Genomic DNA, 21482 nt, shown 5'->3' with positions numbered 1-21482 from the left:
TCCGCCGTCGCACCGCTCCGTGCGACGGCGGACCGAACGCACGTGCCAACGGCGTGTGACCAAGAACGGATCGCTAATTTCCGTTTGGGCTCGCTCTCTTGGCGGGCGATCAGTAGCCTCGGCTCGAACAACCGGCCGTGTACCTTGGCCGCATCCCGTGGCGACTTGTTGGAGACATCGATGGAGCGTCCCGCCTGGGCACCGCAGGGCATCGACATATCGATGCCGAGCGTTTCCCGCATTTACGACTACTATCTGGGCGGTTCGCACAATTTCGAGGTGGACAGGGAAGCGGCACGCAAGGCAATGGGGTTCATGCCGGGACTTCCCACGATCATGAAGACGAACCGCGCCTTCATGCGCCGCGCGGTCAAATTCGCACTGGACGAGGGCGTTACCCAGTTCCTCGACATCGGATCCGGCATTCCGACCTACGGAAATGTCCATGAGGTCGCGCAGGCCGGCAACCCCGACGCCCGGGTGCTCTACGTCGATCACGACCCGGTCGCCGTCGCCCACAGCCAGGCCGTTCTCGACGGCGACGACAACGCTGCCATCGTGAGCGCCGATCTCCGCGAACCCGGGAAGATCCTCGACAGTCCCGAGGCACGCGGACTGCTGGACCTGGAGCGGCCCGTGGCGCTGCTGCTCGTCTTCGTCCTGCACTTCCTGGAGGACGAGGACGACCCGTACGGCGCGGTGGCCGAGCTGCGCGACGCGCTCGCGCCCGGCAGCCTGCTCGTCCTCACCCACGCCTCGTACGACGGCGTACCGCTCCCGCAGGAGCAGACCGGCGCCGCGGTCGCCGTCTACAAGGACATCCGCAACCCGCTGATCATGCGTACGCGCGAGCAGACCGCCCGGTTCTTCGACGGCTTCGAGATGGTCGAGCCCGGTCTGGTGTCCATGCCGCACTGGCGGCCCGACAGCCCCGCCGACCAGGAGGACCCGTACGCCTTCTCGGGCTTCGGCGGAGTGGGACGCAAGGCGTGATGGTGCCCGCGCAGTCATCAGCCGCCGAGAGCGAACCGGACGGCCTGGAAGACAGACTCCGGCGCTTCGCGACGATCTGGAGCCGGGCGATCTTCCCGGCGACGGCCACGTCCCTGACGCGCCCCGAGTTCGAAACGCATCTGCTGCCGCTGGCCCGGGAGTTGCAGGAGGCGCTGCACGCGCACCCCTTCGACACCGCGCCCGCCATCCACGTCGGCACCGCCCTCGTGGCGGCGCACTGCACGGACCCCGAGGCCCTCAGCCGTACGCTCGGCGTCATCGACTCCTATCTGGTGCTGTACTGCGGTACGGAGGAGCTGACCGCGGAGGACAACCGCGCCCGCTGCGCCCGTCTCCAGCACTCCCTCGCCGCCGGCTTCGCCCAGGCGCTGCGCGAGCGCACCCTGAGCGAGCAGGAGGCCATCGCCCGTTCGGCGCTCGCCGCGCGCAACGACGCCCAGGACGCGCTGCACGCCACGCAGGCCCGGTTCCACGCGGTGTTCGAGGGCGCGGCCATCGGCATCGGCATCGCCGACCTCGAAGGCAATGTGCTGGAGGTCAACGACACCCTCACCCAGATGTTCGGCGGACTCGAACACCATGTCCGCAGCCGCAATGTGAGTGAGTGGGTCCACCCCGAGGACTCGGCCCATGTCTGGCGCCTCTACGACGAGTTGGTGCGTGGCGAGCGGGAGCACTTCCGGACCGAGAAGCCGTTCTACCGCAACGACGGCACGGTGCTCTGGACCAATCTGACCCTCTCGCTGCTGCGGGACGCCGAGGGCGCCCCGCAGTACCAGCTGGCGCTGATGGAGGACACCACCGAGCGGCGGCTGCTCAATCTGCGACTGCGGTACGAGGCCACGCATGACGCGCTGACCGGACTGCCCAACAGGACGCTGTTCTTCGAGCGCCTGGAGAAGACGCTCTCGGCGGGCGGCGGCGGCCGCTTCGGCCTCTGCTATCTCGACCTCGACGGTTTCAAGGCGATCAACGACAGCCTGGGCCACTCGTCGGGCGACCGGCTGCTGGTCGAGGTCGCGGACCGGCTCCAGAGCTGCGCCACCGCGCCGGGCGAGATGGTGGCCAGGCTGGGCGGCGACGAGTTCGTGGCGCTGACCACCGGGCCCGACACCCAGCGGGGCGTGGCCGACCTCGCCTCCCGGATCCTCCACGTACTGACCACTCCGATCCGGCTCGAAGGACGGGAGTTCACGGTCCGGGGCAGCATCGGCATCGTGGAGGGACCGTCCGCCGGGCGGAGCCCCGCGGAGGTGCTGCGCAGCGCGGACATCACCATGTACCGGGCCAAGGCCGCGGGCGGCAACCGCTACGAGGTGGCCGATCCGGAGGCCGACGCCCGCGCCATCACCCGGCACGGGCTGACCACGGCGCTGCCCGCGGCCCTGGAGCGTGGTGAGTTCTTCATCGAGTACCAGCCGCTCGTGCATCTGGACGACGGATCGGTGCACGGCGCGGAGGCGCTGGTGCGCTGGTCGCATCCGCAGCACGGCGTGCTGGGCCCCGACCGGTTCATCCCGCTCGCCGAGCACACCGGACTGATCGTGCCGCTCGGCCGCTGGGTGCTGGAACAGTCCGTACGGCAGGCCATGTTCTGGCAGAACCAGCTGCCCGAGGGCGCGCTCGGCGGCCCGCTGCGGATCAATGTGAACCTCTCGCCGACCCAGCTGCACCACCCCGGGCTGGTCGCCGACACGGTGGAGGTGCTCGAACGGATCGGTCTCCCGCCGGGCGCGCTCTGCCTGGAGGTCACCGAGTCCGCGCTGATCGGCGCGGACGAGGATCTGCTCAAGCCGCTGCGCCAGCTCGCCGAGATGGGCGTGGACATCGCGCTCGACGACTTCGGCACGGGCTACTCGAACCTGGCGAATCTGCGCAGGCTGCCGGTGAGCGTCCTCAAACTGGACCGTTCCTTCACCCAGGGCATGCAGCAGCATCCGGCGGATCCGGTCGATCTGAAGATCGTCGAGGGGATCGTCGCGCTCGCGCACAGCCTGGAGCTGGCCGTGACCGTGGAAGGGGTGGAGACCGGGGCGCAGGCGGAGCATCTGCGCCGGCTCGGCTGCGACACCGCCCAGGGCTGGTACTACGCCAGACCGGGGCCGCCCGAGCAACTGCACGCGCTGGCACTCGCGGACGCGGTCTAGCGGGCCCTGTCCGACGCGCGACGGCCCGGCGCCCCGCTTCCGCCCCCGCCCGCGGTCCCGGATCCCTCCGGGGCCGCGGGCTGGGTGGCCAGCAGGACCTTCTGCAGCTCCCTGGCGGCACGCGGCGGGGCGACGTCGCTGCGGTGGGCGAGTGCGATCGTACGGCGCAGCCCCGGCCTGGCCAGGGCGGTGACCCTCAGATCGCGCGCCCGTGCCGCGACCATGCTCGGTACGACCGCCACGCCCAGACCGGCCCGTACGAAACCGAGGACGGCGTCCATCTCACCGCCCTCCACGGTGAACGACGGCTCGAACCCCTCGGCCCGGCACGCGGCCACCGTGAGGTCGCGCAGGTCGTAGCCGTGCCGGAACATCACCAGCGGCTCGCCCTCCAGATCGGCGATCCTGGCCGGCCGCCGCGGGGCCGGGGCGGCGGCCGAGGAGACCACGACCAGGTCCTCGTGCAGCAGCTCGACCGTGGTCAGCGCGGGCGACGCGGCCGGCAGTGGCATCACCACGAGGGCGAGATCCAGCGCCCCGCGCGCCAGCTCCCGTACGAGGTCGTGGGAGCCGCTCTCCTCGATCAGCAGCTCGATGCCCGGGTGCAGATCGTGGAAGGCCCGCAGGACATCGGGCAGCAGTCCGGTGCACAGGCTCGGCGGCGCCCCCAGCCTGACCCGGCCGCGCCGCAGCTGGACCAGCTCCTGCACCTCGACGCGCGCGGTCTCGGTGTCGGCGAGGATCCGCCGGGCGAGAGGCAGGAGCGCCTCGCCCGCGTCCGTGAGGGTGACATTACCGCGGGCGCGGCTGAACAGCTCGGCCCCCAGCTCCTTCTCCAGCGCTCTGATCTGCTGGGAGAGGGAAGGCTGCGAGACATGGACCCGTTCCGCGGCGCGGGTGAAGTGCCGGGTCTCCGCGACGGCCACGAAGTAGAGAAGCTGTTGGAACTGCATGGAGCCAGGGTAGACCCGCGATAGGAACTGCCTATGGAGATCAGCCGGACCATGTCTTGGACCTCTAGGTATCGCGCGGCCTAGCGTGGTGTCCATGGCGCTGGCAACGCGGGGGACGGACCAACGGCCGTCCATGACCCGCACCCTCTGGGGATCGACGATCGGGAAAAAGACGGTCATGGCCGTGAGCGGCCTGATCATGCTCGGCTATCTGGTCGCGCACATGCTGGGCAATCTCAAGATCTTCTTCGGACCACCGGAGTTCAACGGCTACGCGCACTGGCTGCGCACCATTGGCGAACCGATTCTGCACTACGAGTGGGCGCTCTGGATCGTCCGAGTCGTCCTCGTGGTCGCGGTCGTCCTGCACGCGGTCTGCGCCTACCAGCTCAGCCGCCGCGACCTCGCCGCCCGCCCGGACAAGTACGCGCACAAGCGGGCCCGCGCCGGATACGCCACCCGCACCATGCGCTGGGGCGGGATCATCCTCGCCCTGTTCATCGTCTGGCACATCCTCGATCTGACCACCGGCACGGTGCACTCCGGCGGCTTCCAGGCCGGCCATCCGTACCAGAACGTCGTGGACACCTTCTCCACCTGGTACGGGAACGTCATCTACCTCGTCGCGATGCTCGCCCTCGGACTCCATATCCAGCACGGGTTCTGGAGCGCCGCGCAGACCCTCGGAGCGGGCAACGCCGCCCGCGAACGCGTTCTCAAGGGCACCGCCAATCTGCTGGCGGTGGCGCTGACCGCGGGATTCGTCGCCGTACCCGTCGCCGTCATGACCGGAGTGGTGAGCTGACATGAACGAACCCACCGACTACGCCGCATACACCGTCGGCGAGCCGATCGCCGACACCAAGGCGCCGGACGGGCCCGTCGCCGAGCGCTGGAACCGGCGCCGCTTCGAAGCCAAGCTGGTCAACCCGGCCAACCGGCGCAAGCACACCGTGATCGTCGTCGGTACGGGCCTCGCGGGCGGCGCCGCCGGCGCCACACTCGCCGAACAGGGCTACCACGTCGTCCAGTTCTGCTATCAGGACTCGCCGCGCCGCGCCCACTCCATCGCCGCGCAGGGCGGCATCAACGCCGCCAAGAACTACCGCAACGACGGCGACTCCATCCAGCGGCTCTTCTACGACACCGTCAAGGGCGGCGACTTCCGGGCCCGCGAGTCCAATGTCCACCGGCTCGCCGAGGTCTCGGTCGAGATCATCGACCAGTGCGTCGCCCAGGGCGTGCCGTTCGCCCGCGAGTACGGCGGACTCCTCGACACCCGCTCCTTCGGCGGCGTCCAGGTCTCCCGTACCTTCTACGCCCGCGGCCAGACGGGCCAGCAACTGCTGCTCGGCGCCTACCAGGCGCTGTCCCGGCAGATCGCGGCCGGCGCGGTCGAGATGCATCCGCGCACCGAGATGCTCGACCTGCTCGTCATCGACGGACGGGCCCGGGGCATCGTCGCCCGCGATCTGATCACCGGCGCGGTCTCCACCCACTTCGCGGACGCCGTCGTCCTCGCCTCCGGCGGCTACGGCAATGTCTTCTATCTCTCCACCAACGCCAAGAACAGCAACGCGACCGCCATCTGGCGGGCGCACCGGCGCGGCGCCTACTTCGCCAACCCGTGCTTCACCCAGATCCACCCCACCTGCATCCCGCGCTCCGGCGACCACCAGTCCAAGCTGACGCTGATGAGCGAGTCGCTGCGCAACGACGGGCGTATCTGGGTGCCGAAGGCGCGCGGCGACCAGCGGCCCCCGGCCGGGATTCCCGAGGACGAGCGCGACTACTACCTGGAGCGGATCTACCCCTCCTTCGGCAATCTCGTCCCGCGCGACATCGCCTCACGGGCCGCCAAGAACGTCTGCGACCAGGGCCGCGGGGTCGGACCCGGCGGCCAGGGCGTCTATCTCGACTTCGCCGACGCCATCGACCGGCTCGGCCGCAAGGCGGTCGAGGAGAAGTACGGCAATCTCTTCGAGATGTACGAGCGGATCACCGCCGAGAACCCGTACGAGGTACCCATGCGGATCTACCCGGCGATCCACTACACGATGGGCGGGCTCTGGGTCGACTACGACCTCCAGACCACCGTGCCCGGCCTGTTCGCGATCGGCGAGGCCAACTTCTCCGACCACGGCGCCAACCGGCTCGGCGCGTCCGCGCTCATGCAGGGCCTGGCCGACGGCTACTTCGTCCTGCCGTCCACCATCAACGACTACCTCGCCCGCAATCCGCACCAGGAGGAGATCGACGACTCCCACCCCGAGGTGGCCGAGGCGGTCGCCGACACCGAGGACCGGCTGCGGCTGCTGCTCGCCGTCGACGGCGACCGTACGCCCGACTCGTTCCACAAGGAGATCGGCGAACTCCTCTGGGAGCACTGCGGAATGGCCCGCACCGACGAGGGCCTGCGCAAGGTGCTCGACCGGATCCCGCAGATCCGTGAGGAGTTCTGGCGCCGGATCAAGGTGCCGGGCACGGGCGAGCAGCTCAACCAGTCGCTGGAGAAGGCCAACCGGATCGTCGACTATCTGGAACTGGCCGAGCTGATGTGCCTCGACGCGCTGCACCGCGCCGAGTCCTGCGGCGGCCACTTCCGCGAGGAGTCCCAGACCGAGGGCGGTGAGGCCGCCCGCCGCGACGAGGAGTTCTCGTACGCCGCGGCCTGGGAGTTCGGCGGCACCGGCACCGCGCCCGTCCTGCACAAGGAAGACCTCGTCTTCGAGTACGTCCACCCCACCCAGCGGAGCTACGCATGAGGCTCACCCTGCGCGTCTGGCGACAGCCGGACGCCGGCGCCCCCGGCGCCATGGTCACCTACGGCATCGACGGCATCTCCGAGGACATGTCGTTCCTGGAGATGCTCGACACCCTCAACGAGGAGCTGATCCTCAAGGGCGACGAACCGGTCGCCTTCGACCACGACTGCCGCGAGGGCATCTGCGGCGCGTGCGGTGTGGTCATCAACGGCGACGCCCACGGCCCCGAGCGCACCACCACCTGCCAGCTCCATATGCGGCACTTCGACGACGGCGACACCATCGACGTCGAGCCCTGGCGGGCCGGGGCCTTCCCCGTGGTCAAGGACCTGGTGGTGGACCGGTCCGCGTTCGACCGGATCATCGGCGCGGGCGGCTACATCACCGCTCCCACCGGCGCCGCGCCCGAGGCACACGCCACACCGGTGCCCAAGCCCGACGCCGACTTCGCCTTCGAGCACGCCGAGTGCATCGGCTGCGGCGCCTGCGTCGCGGCCTGCCCCAACGGTTCGGCGATGCTCTTCACCTCGGCCAAGATCAACCACCTCAATGTGCTGCCGCAGGGCGCACCGGAGCGTGAGACCCGGGTCCTCGACATGGTCGCGACCATGGACGAGGAGGGCTTCGGCGGCTGCACCCTCGCCGGTGAGTGCGCCACCGCCTGCCCGAAGGGGATCCCGCTGCCGTCCATCGCGGCGATGAACAAGGAGTGGCTGCGGGCGGCCCGTAAGGTCTCACGCTCCTGAGCATCGGCTACCGGGCCGCCGTCGCCACCCCCTCGTCGTCGTCGGCCGTCCCGCGCAGCACTCCCCGGGCGACGCCGGCGGTGACGAGGGCGAGGGCCACCAGCAGCGCGCTGACCCACAGCGGTGCGCGGAAGCCGAGTCCGGCGCCGATCGCGACGCCGCCGGCCCATGGCCCGACCGCGCCGCCCACGTTGAACGCGGCCGTGGCGAGCCCGCCGGCCAGGGTCGGCGCCCCGGTCGCCGCGTAGAGCACCCGCGAGATCAGCGTGGCGCCGACGGCGAACGAGAGGGTCCCCTGGACGAACACGAACGCGCCCGCCACCACCGGGTTCCCGGCCGTCAGCGCGAAGACGGCCCAGCCGACGAGCAGCGCCACGCCTCCGCCCACCAGCAGCGGGACGGGCCGTACGTCGGCGAACCGGCCGCTGATGGTGACCCCGGCGAACGAACCCAGACCGAAGAGCGCCAGCAGGGCGGGCACCCACACGGAGCCGAGTCCGGCCACCTCGGTGAGCAGCGGCGCGAGATAGGTGAACGTACAGAACGTCGCGCCGTTCACCAGCGCGCCCAGCAGCAGCGTCACCAGGAGCCGGGGCTCGCGCAGCGCGCGCAGTTCCCGGCGCGCGCTCGTCCCCGCGGGACCGGCGCCGCCGCTCGGGACCGCCCGCAGGATCGCCACGACGGCCGGCACCGATACGAGCGCCACCGCCCAGAACGCCGCGCGCCAGCCCCACAGCTGACCGAGCAGCGCCCCGCCGGGAACGCCCGCGACACAGGCGATGGTGACACCACCGAGCAGCGCGGAGGTGGCGCGCCCCTTGGCGTTCGGCTCGACCATGCCGGTGGCGGTCACCAGCGCCACCGCGAGGAACCCGGCGTTGGCCAGGGCCCCGATGACCCGGGTGACCAGCAGTACCCCGTAACTCGTGGTGACCGCGCCGGCCACATGGACGGCGAGGAACGTGAGCAGGAAGACCAGCAGCGCGTGCCGTCGCGACCAGCGCAGACCGAGCAGCGCCATCAGCGGTGCGCCGATGACCATCCCGACGGCGAACGCCGAGGTGAGCGACCCCGCCGCCGGGATGGACACCCCCAGATCGTCTGCGATGTCCGGCCCGAGGCCGGACAGCATGAACTCGGACGTCCCCATGGCGAAGACCGCCAGTCCGAGCAGGTAGAGAGCGAATGGCATAACAGAACTCCGCAACCACACCGTGGATCGTGTGACCGAATGGACCGACAAGGCAGTCGGCGAAGGCGCCGACAGGGCGGCGGCGGGCCGCGGGAGCATCCGTACGGACGCCGCTCATCGGCGGTCCGGCCAGGAGACACGCGGCGGCCACCGCGCGAAGAGCCCCGGCATCAGGGAAGTGACACCCGGTCGGGGCCGAACACAGTCCGTACTACGGCGATCCGATGGCGGCGCGAAGCGGCCGACAGCGCGAACGGCCCCATGGGCCGCGGAGCGTGGCGACGCGACAACGTGAGCGGGCCACCGGACGGCCGGTGGCTAGAGTCTTGACGCCTCGGGACTGGACATGGCGGCAGGCTAGCGGGGCCGGGCCCGCGATGTCGAACGCGGCGGCGAGCCGTGGGCCTTCGTCGCGCGCCCGCCGGGGAGTACGGAACAGCCCTTAGGCTGGCGGGACATGACGCGCGCGACGGGGAGCGGGATGACGGGGAACAGCAGGCCGCTGGCCGTATTCGACCTGGACGGAACGCTGGCGGAGACCGGTCACCGTCAGCACTTCCTGGAGCGGCGGCCCCGCGACTGGAACGGATTCTTCGGCGCGGCCGGACAGGACACACCACTGGCCGAGGGGGTACGGCTGGCCGCGGAGGCCGCCGACGAGTGCGAGGTCATGTACCTCACCGGCCGTCCGGAGCGCTGCCGCGCGGACACGCTGGCCTGGCTGCGCGCACACGGCCTGCCCGAGGGGCGGATCTGGATGCGCCGGAACGACGACCGGCGGCCCGCGCGTACGACCAAACTGGAGATCCTGCGCAGGCTGGCCGGAGGCCGGGAGGTGCGAATGCTGGTGGACGACGACGAACTGGTCTGTGACGCGGCCGAACGGGCCGGTTTCCGGGTCGTACGGGCCCGCTGGGCGAGCACGTCGCAGGCGCTCAAGGACGCGCAGGAGCGCGAGGGCCGCACCTGACCGCGACCGGCTCAGTGAGCGTCGTCGAGGCGGAAGCCGACCTTCAGTCCGACCTGGTAGTGCTCGATGTCGCCGTCGACGATATGGCCCCGTACCTCCGTCATCTCGAACCAGTCCAGACCACGCAGCGTCTGGGAGGCGCGGGCGACGCCATTGCGGATGGCGTCGTCGATGCCCTCGTGCGAGGTGCCGACGATCTCGGTGACCCGGTAGGTGTGGTGGGACATGGCGTCGCTCTCCTCTTCGCGCGTCATGGGTGTCGCGGTGTCACTCCACCGTGCCTCACCGCGCGGCGCTCCGCGAGACGTCCGGAGCCGGATGGCGCCGCGCGAGCGCGTCCGCAGGGGCGTCGTCCGTCCGGAGAGCGGGCCCGGGGGCGGGCGTCACGGCGGCGCGTTCCCTTCCGTCCGCGTTCCGTTCGCTTCCGGGACTTGACCGGCCGTTTGGTCCATACCAAAATCCCACACACCCGTGCGAACCCGGTTCGCTCCCCCCACGTCGGGCCCTCTCTTCCTGCTCCGTGCACTCACGCCAGAAGGTTGACCTACGTGAAGAACCGCCCTCTCGTCTGTTCCGTGGCCCTTGTGTCCTCCGTCGCCCTCGGCGGCTGCGCAATGCTGCCCGGCGGGGACGACTCCGTGACGGTCACCGTCTGGCTGATGAAGGACAGCGTCTCGGACGACTTCCTCAAGCGGTTCGTGGACGACTACGAGAAGGAACATCCGTCCGTCCAGCTCGACATCAAGATCCAGGAGTGGACGGGGATCGGCGAGAAGGTGCTGGCCGCGCTGGACGGCGAGGACACGCCGGATGTGATCGAGGTCGGCAACACCCAGGTCGCCCAGTACGCGGAGAGCGGCAATCTGCGCGACCTCACCCTGGAGTCGGTACGGGATCTGGGCAGCGAGGACTGGCTGCCCGGTCTCGCGCAGCCGGGCAGCATCAACGGCGCGCAGTTCGGCATCCCCTGGTACGCGGCCAATCGCGTCGTGATCTACAACAAGGACCTGTTCGCGCTCGCCGGGATCGAGAATCCGCCCAAGACCAGGGAGCAGTGGCTGGACGACACCGCCGAGCTGAACCGCGGCGGGAACCAGGGCATCTACCTCGCCGGGCAGGACTGGTACACCCTGGCCGGGTTCATCTGGGACGAGGGCGGTGAGCTGGCCGTCGAGTCCGGTGGCGAGTGGCAGGGAACGATCCATACGCCCGCCGCGCTGAGAGGCATGGACTTCTACAAGGACCTCCAGTCGCTGGGCGACGGACCGAAGAACTCCGACGAGGCCAAGCCCCCGCAGGCGGAGGTCTTCGCCGAGGGCGATGTCGCGCAGATCATCTCCACCCCCAGCTCGGCGCGGATCATCGAGGAGAAGAACCCCGAACTGAAGGGCAGGCTCGGCTTCTTCCCCATTCCCGGCAAGAACGCCGGCAAGCCTGGGGCCGTCTTCACCGGCGGCTCCGATCTGATCGTCCCGAAGAACTCCAGCCATCACTCCGCCGCCGTCGAGGTGGTCAAGGCGCTGGCGGGCGAGACCTGGCAGACGGACCTCGCCCGGACGATGAGCTATGTGCCGAACAAGACGACCCTCGCCGAGGTCATCCGCGGTGACGCGAGCACGGCCGCGATGGCCGAGGGCGCCGCGCGGGGGCGGGCCACCCCGAACTCCCCGCAGTGGGCGAGCGTCGAGGCCGACAACCCGATCAAGCCGTATATGACGGCCGTCCTTGAGGGCCAGGACCCGGAGGAATCGGCGAGGACGGCCTCCGAGCAGATCAGCGCGGCGCTGCTGTCCGGCTGAGGTCGCGGGCGGAGGCGCGGGTGGGGGCGCGGGCGGGGGCGGCGGGCCGAGGTCTCGGGGGAGAGCGCGCGCCGAGACCTCCCGCCGAGACCTCCCGCCGAGGTCCACGGGCTGAGCCGCTGAACCCGGACCAATCGCGCGCCCCCCGTACTCCCGGCCATTCAGCCGTCTCACATCCGCTCTCCGCCGTGTGGTCATGTCAAATCCAGTCGGCCACGGAAGAAACTAGGTGCCGGGCCCGTCGCGCGAGCGGCGGACCCCGGCGGCCTGCCTTCCCTACCGGCACAGGAGTCCGCATGTCCGCCATCGCCCCCGCTCCCTTCGTCCCCGCCGGTCCCGCTGTCCCCGTCCCCGCCACGGGGTCCGGGCCCGGACCCGCCGAGCCGCGCTATGTCGTGTCCCTCGCCCGCGACCAGGAGGACGTCCGGGCCGCCCAGCGGCTGCGGCACCTGGTCTTCGCCGGCGAGATGGGCGCCCGGCTCGACGGCCCGGAACCGGGGCTGGACGTCGACGCCTTCGACGCGTACTGCGACCACCTGCTGGTGCGCGAGGAGAGCACCGGCGAGGTCGTCGGTACGTACCGGCTGCTGCCGCCCGAGCGGGCCAGGGCAGCCGGACGGATCTACTCCGACAGCGAGTTCGACCTCTCCCGGCTCGCCCCGATCCGGCACGATCTCGTCGAGGTCGGCCGCTCGTGCGTCCACCCCCTGCACCGCACCGGCGGTGTCATCGCCCTGATCTGGGCCGGGCTCGCCCGCTACATGACCGACAGCGGCTACAACTGGCTGGCGGGCTGCTGCTCGGTCCCGCTCGCGGACGGCGGCGCGCTCGCCGCCTCGACCTGGAGCACCGTGAAGGAGAAGCACCTGGCGCCGGAGGAGTACTGGGTCACCCCGCACCGCCTCTGGACCCCGGACGCGTCCGCCGCCGCTGCCCGGCCCTCCGAGCTGCCGCCGCTGCTCCGCGGCTATCTGCGGCTCGGCGCCTGGGTGTGCGGCGCGCCCGCGCACGACCCGGAGTTCGGCGTCGCCGACCTGTACGTGCTGCTGTCGATGCGCCGCACCAACCCGCGCTACCTGCGGCACTTCCTCTCGCTCGCCCCCGGCGCATGAGCGCCTGGCTGCCCACCGCGCCCTGCACCCCCCGCGACTGCTCCACCCACCAGGGCCCGGCCGCCGGGGCACTGACCGGGGCCGTACGGCTGCTCGCGGGGATCGGTCTCGTGCTGGCCGGCGCGCTGACGGCCCCCTTCCTCAGAGTCCTGGGCGGAGACGTACGGGACCTGCTCACCCGGCACTGGGCGCGCATGGTGCTACGGCTCTTCGGCCTGCGCGTCCGTGTCGTGGGGGAGCCCGCGCCCCGGCGCGGCTCCGGGGTGCTCGTCGTCGCCAACCATGTGTCCTGGCTGGACATACCGCTCCTCGCCACGGTCTTCCCCGGGCGGATGCTCGCCAAGAGCGAGATACGGCGCTGGCCGCTGCTGGGCGCGATGGCCGCGCTGGGCGGCACCCTGTTCGTCGAGCGGGAGCGGCTGCGGGCGCTGCCCGGGACCGTACGGACCCTGTCCACCGCGCTCGCCGCCGGCTCGCGGGTGATCGTCTTCCCCGAGGCCTGCACCTGGTGCGGGCGCGACGAGGGGCGGTTCACCACCGCCGTCTTCCAGGCGGCCCTGGACGCGGACGCCGCTGTCCGTCCGGTACGCGTCACCTACCGCGCGCCGGACGGGGAGCCGTCCGGCGCTCCGGCGTTCGTCGGGGACGACACCATCACCGCCTCGCTGTGGCGGGTCGTGACGGCCGGCGGGCTCACGGCGGAGATCACGGTCCTGCCGCTGATCCCCGCCGGGCGCCACACCGACCGCCGCGAGCTGGCGGGGGACGCCCGGTCGGGGATCGCCCGCACGGTCACGGACGGCGCCGCCAGGACCGCGGTCATGGACGGGGCCACGGACCGCGTCCTTCACACGGCGGTCGCCAGCGACAGCGCGAACCTGCCCTCCTCATCGGTCCACCAGTGCGCCAGCTCCATGCCCGCCCCGGCCAGTTCGGCGCGTACCCGGTCCTGACGGAACTTCGCCGACACCTCCGTGCGCACCTCCTCGCCGGCCGCGAAGTGCACCACCAGATCCAGCTCCGGGACCTTCGCAGTGAGGTCCCGGCGCGCGCGCAGCCGCATCTCGATCCACTCGTGCTCGGCGTCCCAGAGCGCCACATGGTCGAAGTCACGCGGATCGAAGTCCGCGCCCAGCTCCCGGTTGATGACCAGGAGGACGTTCTTGTTGAAGGCGGCCGTCACCCCGGCCGTGTCGTCGTACGCCCTGACCAGGACGGACTCGTCCTTGACCAGGTCCGTACCGAGCAGCAGCGCGTCACCGGGCGCGAGCAGCCCCCGGACCGATGCCAGGAACGACGCGCGTTCCGCCGGCAGCAGATTGCCGATCGTGCCGCCGAGGAACGCGACCAGCCGGGGGCCCGGGGTGCCGGGCAGCGCCAGCCCCCCGGTGAAGTCGGCGATGAGCGCGTGCACATGGAGTCCGGGGTGCTCGGCGAGCAGGGACTCGGCGGCCCCGGTCAGCGCGCTCTCGCTGACATCCACCGGCACATAGCTGTGCAGACCGGTGAGCGCGTCCAGCAGATGACGGGTCTTCTCGGACGAACCGGACCCCAGCTCCACGAGGGTCCGCGCCCCGGTCGCCGCCGCGATCTCCGGCGCCCGCGCGAGCAGGATCTCCCGCTCGGCGCGGGTCGGATAGTACTCGGGCAGCCTGGTGATCTCCTCGAAGAGTTCGCTGCCCCGGGAGTCGTAGAACCATTTGGGAGGCAGCACCTTGGGCGTACGGGTCAGCCCCTGGAGCACATCGGCGCGCAGGGCCGCGTCCGTGGCGTCCTCGGGCAGGGTGCGGGTCAGCAGGAACGGGCTCACTCGGGTGGCTCCTTGAGTGGGGACAACAGCACGTCGTCGCGGGTCGCCACGAGCAGGGTGCGGTCGGGGACCTCGCGCCAGCGCGCGTCGTCGTCGTACGGCTCGGAGGCCACCACGGTCCAGTGGCCCCCGGGATCGGTGAGATACCAGAGGGTGTCCCCCCACGCGGTCGCGGCGATCCGCTCACCGTCGGTGACCAGCAGATTGAGCCGGGAGGCCGGCGCGGCGGCGGCGATGTCGAGGACGGTGTCTCGCAGTGCCTGGCCGACTTCGTCACCGGCCCGCAGCCGGTGCAGCAGCAGGGCCCATACCAGCGCGGAATCGTTGCGGGCCGCGAGGGTGAGCAGCTCCTCGGCGGGGAGGGACGCGGCCAGGCCCGCGAGGCTGCCCGGCCAGCCGCCGACCGAGCCGTTGTGGCTGAACAGCCACGGCCCGTCGGAGAACGGCGCGGCGGCGGCCTCCCCGTCGGCGCCCGGCTCGGTCGCGTCACGTACCGCGGCGAGCAGGGCGCCGGTACGGATCACCCGCGCCAGATCGGTGAATCCGAGATCCCCCCAGATGGGCCGCGCACGGCGGTAGCGGGCGGGCAGCGGATCGCCCTCCGCGTACCAGCCCACCCCGAAACCATCGGCGTTGACCGTGCCGTTGCGCTGCCGGCGCGGCTCCCAGGACTGCCGGAACAGCGCGTGCGGCGGCGCGATGAGCACCTCACCGAGCGTCACCGGCGGCCCAAGCCGGGCGAGATGGCGGCACATCAGACATCCCCGGCGGTACGGAAACCGGAGAAGATCTGGCGGCGGACCGGCAGATCCCAGTTGCGGAACGTACCGCGGCACGCCACCGCGTCCACCGCGAACGACCCGCCCCGCAGGACCTTGTGGGCGCTGCCGAAGAACACCTCCGAGTACTCCCGGTACGGGAACGCGGCGAACCCCGGATAGGGCAGGAAGTCGCTCGACGTCCACTCCCAGACGTCCCCGATCAACTGCCGTACGCCGAGCGGCGAGGCGCCCCGCGGATAGCTGCCCGCCGGGGCCGGCCGCAGATGGCGCTGGCCGAGATTGGCGCGCTCCGGGGTGGCCTCGTCGTCACCCCACGGGTACCGCAGCGACCGGCCGGAGACGGGATCGTGCCGGGCGGCCTTCTCCCACTCCTCCTCGCTCGGCAGCCGCCGCCCCGCCCAGCGGGCGTACGCGTCGGCCTCGTACCAGCTCACATGGAGCACCGGCTCGTCCGCGGGGACCGGCTCCACCACGCCGAACGCGCGGCGCAGCCACTGCCCGCCCTCGCGCCGCCAGAACAGCGGAGCGCCGATGTCGTGCGTACGGATCTGCTCCCAGCCGGCCGCGGCCCACCAGCGTTCGTCGGTATAGCCGCCGTCGTCGATGAAGTGCTGGTATGCACCGTTGGTCACCGGCACCGTGTCGATGAAGAACGCCGGGACGAGCCGCTGATGGGCCGGGCGTTCGTTGTCCAGCGACCAGGGCTCGGTGGAGGTGCCCATCGTGAAGGGCCCGGCCGGTACGAGCACTTCTGAGGGCAGTCCCGTGGTGTCCCCGGCGGGCGGCGGGGGCGCGGTCAGCGCGGCGGGGCCCCGCCGCAGCTGGTGGGTGATGAGCATGGTCTCGTCGTGCTGCTGCTCGTGCTGGGCGATCATCCCGAAGGCGAACCCCGCGTCCAGCAGCGGACCGCCGTGCAGCGGGGTGTGCTCGATGATGTCCAGGACTCTGCCGCGTACGTCGGAGGCGTAGGCGCGCGCCTCGGCGGGGGGCAGCAGCGGCAGCGTCGGCCGCGCGGACCGGGGATGCTCGAAGGCGTCGTAGACGGAGTCGATCTCCGGGCGGATGGCGTCGCGTCCCGCGACCGTCCGCAGCAGCCACTGCTCTTCCTGGTTGCCGATGTGCGCCAGGTCCCAGACCAGCGGGGACATCAACGGCGAGTGCTGCGCCGTCAGCTCGTGGTCGTCGACACAGGAGGTCAGCAGAGCGGTACGGTCCCTGGCGGCCGTCAGGGCCTCGACGGCGCGCCGCCGCAGCCGTTCCGCCGTTGTCCCGACGGCTTCCACGCTGTCCGCGCCTTCCATGGTTTCCGCGGAGTCGGTCATGGCCTGGGGTCCTTCCCGTTCACAGAGGCGCGCAGATCATCGGCGGGACATCGGCCGCGCATGACGTAGCGGTCGTTGAAGGCCGCGACGGCGTCCTGTACGGCCTTCGTGGCGCCGACGCGCGGGAGTGCTTCCTGGGCGATGGCGAAGCAGGCGATCGCCGCGGCGTGCAGCTCCGGGTCGCTCAGCGCGTGCCGCGCCGCGTTCGCCCAGAGGAGATTGCGCGGAGCGGGCAGCGAACCCGCGGTCTCCGCCAGTGGCTTGACGGTGCGGTAGACGGTCTCCGACGCCTCGGGATCGTCGAACAGCGCGGTGGTGACGGCGAGCGGCACCATCCAGCCGTCCTCGCCCGGCTGGGCGTCGATCATCCGCAACTCCAGATGACCACGCGGCCGGACGGGCGGAAACAGCGTCGTGAGGTGGTAGTCGAGATCCGCGCGGACCGGCGGACGCGGCAGCCCGGACCTCATCCACTCCCGGAACGTCAGCCCGTCGGGCACCGGCCAGGGCCCCTTCTCCGCCCGGATGCACATCACCGGTGTGTCCAGGGCATGCGCCGCCCAGGCGGCACGGGGTTCGTAGCGCGCCGAGGGCGCGGCGGTACGGGCCGGGTCCAGCTGTGCCCACATCGCCTGCCGGGTGGAGCGCCAGCCGGTCGGTCTGCGTTCGCTCATGGGCGAGTTCGCGAAGGCGGCCACCAGCACCGCGCCCAGCAGATGGGCGAGTTGCCAGCGCCGGCCGTAACCGAGCGGGCCGGGCTCCTCGTGGCCCGCGTCCAGACACACCTGGATGGAGGCCGTGGTCCGCATCATGGCGCGCCCGGCAGGACCGATCCGGTCGAGGTAGGTCTCCATCGCGTCATAGCGCGGCTCCCGCAGCATGCGGTGCGGGGAGTGCCAGGGGTCCTGTCCGAGACCCGCGAGCGCGAGTCCCGCCGTACGCAGGGCCGGGCGTACGGTGTCCAGGTCCGCGGCGGTGGTGGTGACGCACTCCATCAGTGACGCGGCGGGCGGGGAGCTGAGCTCCAGCTGGCCGCCGGGTTCGAAGGTGAGTGCCGATGCGAGGCGCAGGTCCCTCAGCCCCTCGTACGCCTCTCTGAGGCGGTGGGCCGGGACCGCTCTTTCGGGGGAGCGCAGGTCGTGCACGAGCCATTCCAGTTCCACACCCACGGTGCGGGGCGGGCCCGTCTTGAAACAGATACCGCGTAGTAGATCCTCGGCGTCATCTTCGCCGAGTGGTGTTCCCTCGTCGGGGAAACCGTCGGATGGCATGGCCGGATCCTCCTGTCGAAGACCGTGACCGGACTCCGCTCCCGGGTTGGGGGCGAAGTGCTTCGTCCAACCTAAAGCCACTCTCGCCGCTTCGCACAAGAGTGCCCCTGCAGTCATCGTTTCGTCAGAAATCCGGTTGCCCCGAAGGCGGCCGTTCACGCAGGATTTCCGCGTGAGCGCACGGCTGCGAGGGATCGCGAAAGAAACAGAGGAGATCGTCCGAACGGGCGGCTACCGTACGGAAAACGGCTGTGACGTGGACATTCGCGCGGCCGTGGACGCGGCGGTCGCCGGCACCCGGATGTACGGACCCGGCCCGGTCGCGTTCGCGCCGGCCCCGGACGGGGCGACGGCGCCCACGCGGGACCGGGCGGCGGGCACTGCTCCGGACGGGGGCCGGGCCACCGGCGGGGCGAGCCGCGCGCCGGTCATCGAGGTCACCGGCGAGAGCAGCCCGGAGGCGGCGCGGCGGCTGACGGCGGAGGGTTCCGGACCGGTCGCCGTCCTCAACTTCGCCTCCGCGCGCAACCCCGGCGGCGGGTATCTCAACGGCGCGCAGGCCCAGGAGGAAGCCCTCTGCCGGGCCTCCGCGCTGTATACGACGCTGCTGCGCGTGCCCGAGTTCTACGCGCACCACCGAGCGGACCGGAGCCCCTTCTACACCGACCGGGTGATCCACTCACCCGGCGTGCCGGTCTTCCGCGACGACCGGGGCCGGCTGCTCGACACGCCGTACCGGGCCGGCTTCCTCACCTCGCCCGCGCCGAACGCGGGGGTGATCGCCCGGAACGCCCCCGCCGAGGTCCACCGGATTCCCGCCGCGCTCGCCGTTCGCGCCGAACGCGTGCTGGAGACGGCGGCGGAGCGCGGCTACCGGCGGCTGGTGCTGGGCGCCTGGGGCTGCGGGGTCTTCCGCAACGACCCGGAGCAGGTCGCGCACGCGTTCCGGACGGCGCTCACCGGTGGCGGCCGGTTCGCGGGCCGCTTCGACGAGACGGTCTTCGCGGTACTCGACCGTACGGCGGCCGGGACCACGCTGGGGGCGTTCCGGCGGGTGTTCGCGGACCATGCGGCGCCCGAGGGCGCGGTGGCGCGCCTCAGCGCCAGCCGTACAGCTCCCTGAGGCGGTTGACGACCAGGTTGAACCGTCCGCGGTCCAGCGCGCAGGCCTCGCGCCGCATGCCCTTCTCGTGGACGCGCAGCACCCGGTCCACATTCACCCAGGACTCACGGCCCGCGCGGTCCCACGGCCCGACCCCGATCGGTACCCACTCGCGGTCCCGGTTGTGCCGCTTGCTGGAGAGCTGTACGGCGAGCAGCGTGCCGGCCGCCTCGCGGGCGACCACCAGCACCGGACGGTCCTTGCCACGCCCGTCGTTCTCCTCGAAGGGCACCCAGGTCCAGACGATCTCGCCGGGGTCGGGATCACCGTCGTGCTCCGGGGCGTACGAGGTGCGGACCCGCCCCACGTCCCGGGGCTCGGCCTCCGTCGTGGCGGCCGGGCCGCCACGGCCGGGGGAATGGAGGTCGCTGCTGTCACTGGTGCGGTCGCCGCTGCCGGCGCCGGGAATGGGCGTCATCCGGACGACGTTAGATCGTCCCCGGGCCGCTCCGTGGGGCGGGTCCCCTTCCGGACCAGCGGATCCGGGAAGGGACCGCCCTCGCGCCGGTCATCGCGGGCCCGGTCATATCCAGCCGTCCAGGGACGTCATGAACCCGTCGAAGTCGTCGCGGTGGATGGTGTGCCCGGCGCCCGCCACCGTACGGACATGGAAGCCTCGCCGCGCCAACTCCGCCGCGTTCGCGGGGGAGATCATGGTGCTCGGACCGGCGAGCTGCACGAGCGAGGGGACGACCGGCGCGGCCGGCAGCAGATCGGCGCCGAACGCCGGGGCGAGACCGAACGCGGTGTTCTCGTCCCAGAGCGCGAGGGTCTCCAGCTCCACCTCCACATCCTCGGTCTCCCACCGGGGGTTCAGCGCCGTGATCTCCTGCCGTGACAGGGTCTTGGCGCGGGCCAGCGCCTTTGGGCCGTCCAACTCCCCCTCGACGCGCGGCAGATACCAGGCGGGGTCGGAGTAGACGGCACGCTCCGGCGCCAGCCGCGCCGCGGCGAGGGAGAGGGCGAGCCCGCCGAGGGAGTGTCCGATCGCCACGTCGGCTCCGGCCGGCAGCGTCTCCACGAGGTCGTCGGCGAAGAGCTCCATGGCGTAGTCACCGCTGTGGTCACCGCGCCCGGTGGCGCCGTGGCCGCGCAGATCGACGGCGATCACGCGCAGGCCGCGGGCCGCGAGGGCGGGGCCCACACGGCGCCAGGTGCGGTGGTCGGCCATGATGCCGTGGATCAGGAGCGCGACGCGGTCGCCCTCGCCCCAGGTACGGGTGTGAAGTCGCACAGTGCGTGCCTTCCAGGATCTCGGGTCGGACCGTTCGCTCGCGGGCTCACCGGCATGGCGCAGATCCGTGCCGGCGTGCTGGTTCGGCCGTCCGCCGGACCTCCGCGGACCGGTCTGGAAAGATACCGGCTGCCATGACCCAGTCAATCGAGCAGCCCGCTGAAAGTCCCGTTCCGACCAGCGCCGATGTCGCCCGGCTGGCCGGAGTCTCCCGGGCCACCGTCTCGTACGTACTGAACAACACCTCGGCCGTGCGCATCAGCGATCCCACCCGCCGCAAGGTGCGCGAGGCCGCCGAGCGGCTGGGCTACGTACCGCACGCCGCCGCGCGCTCCCTGCGGGCCGGACAGACCAGGATCGTTCTGCTGCCCACGGCGCACATCCCCGTCGGACCGCTCTACAGCCATTTCTTCAACGAACTCCAGTGGGCGCTGCGCCGGCTCGACTACACCGTGGTGCAGTACGGCAGCCTCGGTCTGGACGGGGACGGGGCGGCCCGCGCCTGGGCGGAGCTGCGGCCCGTCGCGGTCGTGTCGCTCAGCGAGATCGCCCTCACCCCGCACGGGGTGGAGGTGCTCAAACGGTCCGGCGCGAAGGCCGTCATCACCGTGGGACCCGGACAGGTCGAGGGCGCGCACGCGCTGGTCATGGACCAGAGCGGGATCGGCGGCCGGGCGGTGGCGCATCTGATCGGACGTGGCTGTCGCCGGATCGGGGTGGTGATGCCCGGGGAACCCGGTCTGGAGACGTTCTCAGGACCCCGGCTCGCGGGCGCCCGCGCCGCCGCGGAGGCCGCCGCCGACGGGGGCGCCGGCACGGGCGTACGGATCGTCCCGCTGCCGCTCGCGTACGAGGAGGACTCGGCCGCCGCCCTCGCCGCCCGCTGGCGGGCACTGGGCCTCGACGCGGTCTTCGCGTTCAGCGACGGGTACGCGATGCTCCTGATGCGCGCGCTCCAGGACGAGGGAATCGGCATCCCGGCGGAGACGGCCGTGATCGGCTGCGATGATCTGCTGCTCGGCAGACTGCTGCGGCCCCGGCTCTCGACGGTGCGGATCGACGTGGTGACGGGGCAGTGGCTGGCCGAACTCGTCGACCGGGCGGTCCGTGACCCGGGCGGCGAGCCGGAGCGGCATGACCTGATGGACTCGCGGGTCGTTCACCGCGAGTCCAGCTGACCCCCGGGCGCCGTCGGTGCGGGCG

At 71.6% G+C, this 21482-nt stretch carries 20 protein-coding genes; 11 read left to right on the top strand and 9 right to left on the bottom strand.

What is annotated here, in order from left to right:
• Positions 1 to 180 precede the first annotated feature (180 nt).
• Both ACZ7LS_RS16965 and ACZ7LS_RS16960 read left to right on the top strand, forming a co-directional pair.
• The gene (locus ACZ7LS_RS16965; RefSeq protein WP_382516176.1) at positions 181 to 993 is read left to right on the top strand and encodes an SAM-dependent methyltransferase; all 813 of its coding nucleotides are present in this window, start codon (positions 181 to 183) and stop codon (positions 991 to 993) included.
• The gene (locus ACZ7LS_RS16960) at positions 990 to 3161 is read left to right on the top strand and encodes a putative bifunctional diguanylate cyclase/phosphodiesterase (RefSeq protein WP_382516178.1); all 2172 of its coding nucleotides are present in this window, start codon (positions 990 to 992) and stop codon (positions 3159 to 3161) included. The genes ACZ7LS_RS16965 and ACZ7LS_RS16960 overlap by 4 nt, the downstream gene beginning before the upstream one ends.
• Here the strand turns inward: ACZ7LS_RS16960 and ACZ7LS_RS16955 are convergent.
• A complete protein-coding gene (locus tag ACZ7LS_RS16955; RefSeq protein ID WP_382665156.1) occupies positions 3158 to 4114 on the bottom strand; it encodes a LysR family transcriptional regulator in 957 nt (318 codons plus the stop codon). The two genes, ACZ7LS_RS16960 and ACZ7LS_RS16955, sit on opposite strands and share 4 nt — an antisense overlap.
• Positions 4115 to 4208: 94 nt before the next feature.
• Here ACZ7LS_RS16955 and ACZ7LS_RS16950 point away from each other — a divergent pair, with 94 nt between their 5' ends.
• The 3 genes from ACZ7LS_RS16950 to ACZ7LS_RS16940 are packed head-to-tail and all read left to right on the top strand — an operon-like array spanning position 4209 to position 7625.
• Entirely contained in the window at positions 4209 to 4919 is a 711-nt protein-coding gene (locus ACZ7LS_RS16950) for a succinate dehydrogenase (RefSeq protein ID WP_382878350.1), read from the top strand.
• Position 4920: 1 nt separating this feature from the next.
• Positions 4921 to 6879 (top strand): fumarate reductase/succinate dehydrogenase flavoprotein subunit, encoded by a 1959-nt coding sequence (locus tag ACZ7LS_RS16945; RefSeq protein ID WP_385133522.1) that lies wholly within the window; start codon positions 4921 to 4923, stop codon positions 6877 to 6879.
• Complete coding sequence (locus ACZ7LS_RS16940; RefSeq protein ID WP_382665154.1) at positions 6876 to 7625, top strand: succinate dehydrogenase/fumarate reductase iron-sulfur subunit; 750 nt, start codon at positions 6876 to 6878, stop codon at positions 7623 to 7625. The genes ACZ7LS_RS16945 and ACZ7LS_RS16940 overlap by 4 nt, the downstream gene beginning before the upstream one ends.
• A 7-nt stretch (positions 7626 to 7632) precedes the next feature.
• On the opposite strand, the gene ACZ7LS_RS16935 is transcribed toward ACZ7LS_RS16940, so the two are convergent.
• Positions 7633 to 8817: a Cmx/CmrA family chloramphenicol efflux MFS transporter gene (locus ACZ7LS_RS16935; protein WP_385133524.1), complete on the bottom strand. Its 1185-nt coding sequence runs from the start codon at positions 8815 to 8817 to the stop codon at positions 7633 to 7635.
• Positions 8818 to 9298: 481 nt separating this feature from the next.
• On the opposite strand from ACZ7LS_RS16935, the gene ACZ7LS_RS16930 reads away from it, so the two are divergent.
• Positions 9299 to 9787, top strand: coding sequence for a phosphatase domain-containing protein (locus ACZ7LS_RS16930; protein ID WP_382880362.1), 489 nt, complete (start codon positions 9299 to 9301; stop codon positions 9785 to 9787).
• 11 nt (positions 9788 to 9798) lie between these two features.
• Here ACZ7LS_RS16930 and ACZ7LS_RS16925 read toward each other — a convergent pair whose 3' ends face one another.
• The gene (locus ACZ7LS_RS16925; RefSeq protein ID WP_385133603.1) at positions 9799 to 10014 is read right to left on the bottom strand and encodes a dodecin; all 216 of its coding nucleotides are present in this window, start codon (positions 10012 to 10014) and stop codon (positions 9799 to 9801) included.
• Between the two features lie 321 nt (positions 10015 to 10335).
• Here ACZ7LS_RS16925 and ACZ7LS_RS16920 point away from each other — a divergent pair, with 321 nt between their 5' ends.
• The 3 genes from ACZ7LS_RS16920 to ACZ7LS_RS16910 all read left to right on the top strand — a co-directional run bounded on the left by ACZ7LS_RS16920 (position 10336) and on the right by ACZ7LS_RS16910 (position 13651).
• The gene (locus ACZ7LS_RS16920) at positions 10336 to 11586 is read left to right on the top strand and encodes an extracellular solute-binding protein (protein WP_382516193.1); all 1251 of its coding nucleotides are present in this window, start codon (positions 10336 to 10338) and stop codon (positions 11584 to 11586) included.
• A 296-nt stretch (positions 11587 to 11882) separates the two neighbouring features.
• Positions 11883 to 12698, top strand: a complete 816-nt coding sequence (locus tag ACZ7LS_RS16915; protein WP_385133527.1) for a GNAT family N-acetyltransferase — start codon at positions 11883 to 11885, stop codon at positions 12696 to 12698.
• Positions 12695 to 13651: a lysophospholipid acyltransferase family protein gene (locus ACZ7LS_RS16910; protein ID WP_382516197.1), complete on the top strand. Its 957-nt coding sequence runs from the start codon at positions 12695 to 12697 to the stop codon at positions 13649 to 13651. The genes ACZ7LS_RS16915 and ACZ7LS_RS16910 overlap by 4 nt, the downstream gene beginning before the upstream one ends.
• On the opposite strand, the gene egtD is transcribed toward ACZ7LS_RS16910, so the two are convergent.
• Genes egtD through egtA form a run of 4 tightly spaced genes read right to left on the bottom strand, consistent with a single transcriptional unit; the run spans position 13546 to position 17883 of the window.
• On the bottom strand, positions 13546 to 14508 hold the full coding sequence (gene egtD / locus ACZ7LS_RS16905) for an L-histidine N(alpha)-methyltransferase (protein ID WP_382969075.1): 963 nt from the start codon (positions 14506 to 14508) through the stop codon (positions 13546 to 13548). The genes ACZ7LS_RS16910 and egtD overlap by 106 nt on opposite strands.
• Entirely contained in the window at positions 14505 to 15263 is a 759-nt protein-coding gene (egtC, locus tag ACZ7LS_RS16900) for an ergothioneine biosynthesis protein EgtC (protein WP_382665152.1), read from the bottom strand. The genes egtD and egtC overlap by 4 nt, the downstream gene beginning before the upstream one ends.
• Positions 15263 to 16591, bottom strand: a complete 1329-nt coding sequence (gene egtB / locus ACZ7LS_RS16895; protein WP_382665273.1) for an ergothioneine biosynthesis protein EgtB — start codon at positions 16589 to 16591, stop codon at positions 15263 to 15265. Before egtB ends, egtC begins: the two co-directional genes overlap by 1 nt.
• Before the next feature lie 17 nt (positions 16592 to 16608).
• Positions 16609 to 17883 carry an ergothioneine biosynthesis glutamate--cysteine ligase EgtA gene (gene egtA / locus ACZ7LS_RS16890; RefSeq protein ID WP_382969078.1) on the bottom strand — a complete coding sequence of 425 codons (1275 nt, stop codon included), beginning with the start codon at positions 17881 to 17883 and terminating at the stop codon, positions 16609 to 16611.
• Between the two features lie 172 nt (positions 17884 to 18055).
• Between egtA and ACZ7LS_RS16885 the strand changes: the two genes are divergently transcribed.
• Entirely contained in the window at positions 18056 to 19006 is a 951-nt protein-coding gene (locus ACZ7LS_RS16885) for a TIGR02452 family protein (protein ID WP_382881303.1), read from the top strand.
• Here ACZ7LS_RS16885 and ACZ7LS_RS16880 read toward each other — a convergent pair.
• Both ACZ7LS_RS16880 and ACZ7LS_RS16875 read right to left on the bottom strand, forming a co-directional pair.
• Entirely contained in the window at positions 18981 to 19463 is a 483-nt protein-coding gene (locus ACZ7LS_RS16880; protein ID WP_385133532.1) for a type II toxin-antitoxin system PemK/MazF family toxin, read from the bottom strand. The two genes, ACZ7LS_RS16885 and ACZ7LS_RS16880, sit on opposite strands and share 26 nt — an antisense overlap.
• Before the next feature lie 105 nt (positions 19464 to 19568).
• Positions 19569 to 20279 carry an alpha/beta hydrolase gene (locus ACZ7LS_RS16875; protein WP_385133535.1) on the bottom strand — a complete coding sequence of 237 codons (711 nt, stop codon included), beginning with the start codon at positions 20277 to 20279 and terminating at the stop codon, positions 19569 to 19571.
• A gap of 134 nt (positions 20280 to 20413) precedes the next feature.
• On the opposite strand from ACZ7LS_RS16875, the gene ACZ7LS_RS16870 reads away from it, so the two are divergent.
• Positions 20414 to 21457 (top strand): LacI family DNA-binding transcriptional regulator, encoded by a 1044-nt coding sequence (locus ACZ7LS_RS16870; RefSeq protein WP_385133538.1) that lies wholly within the window; start codon positions 20414 to 20416, stop codon positions 21455 to 21457.
• The last annotated feature ends 25 nt before the right edge of the window (positions 21458 to 21482 follow it).

Source organism: Streptomyces sp. NPDC039430 (assembly GCF_055639435.1).
The sequence above is the reverse complement of the archived record's forward strand: the minus strand, read 5'-3'. Positions and strand labels throughout refer to the sequence as shown.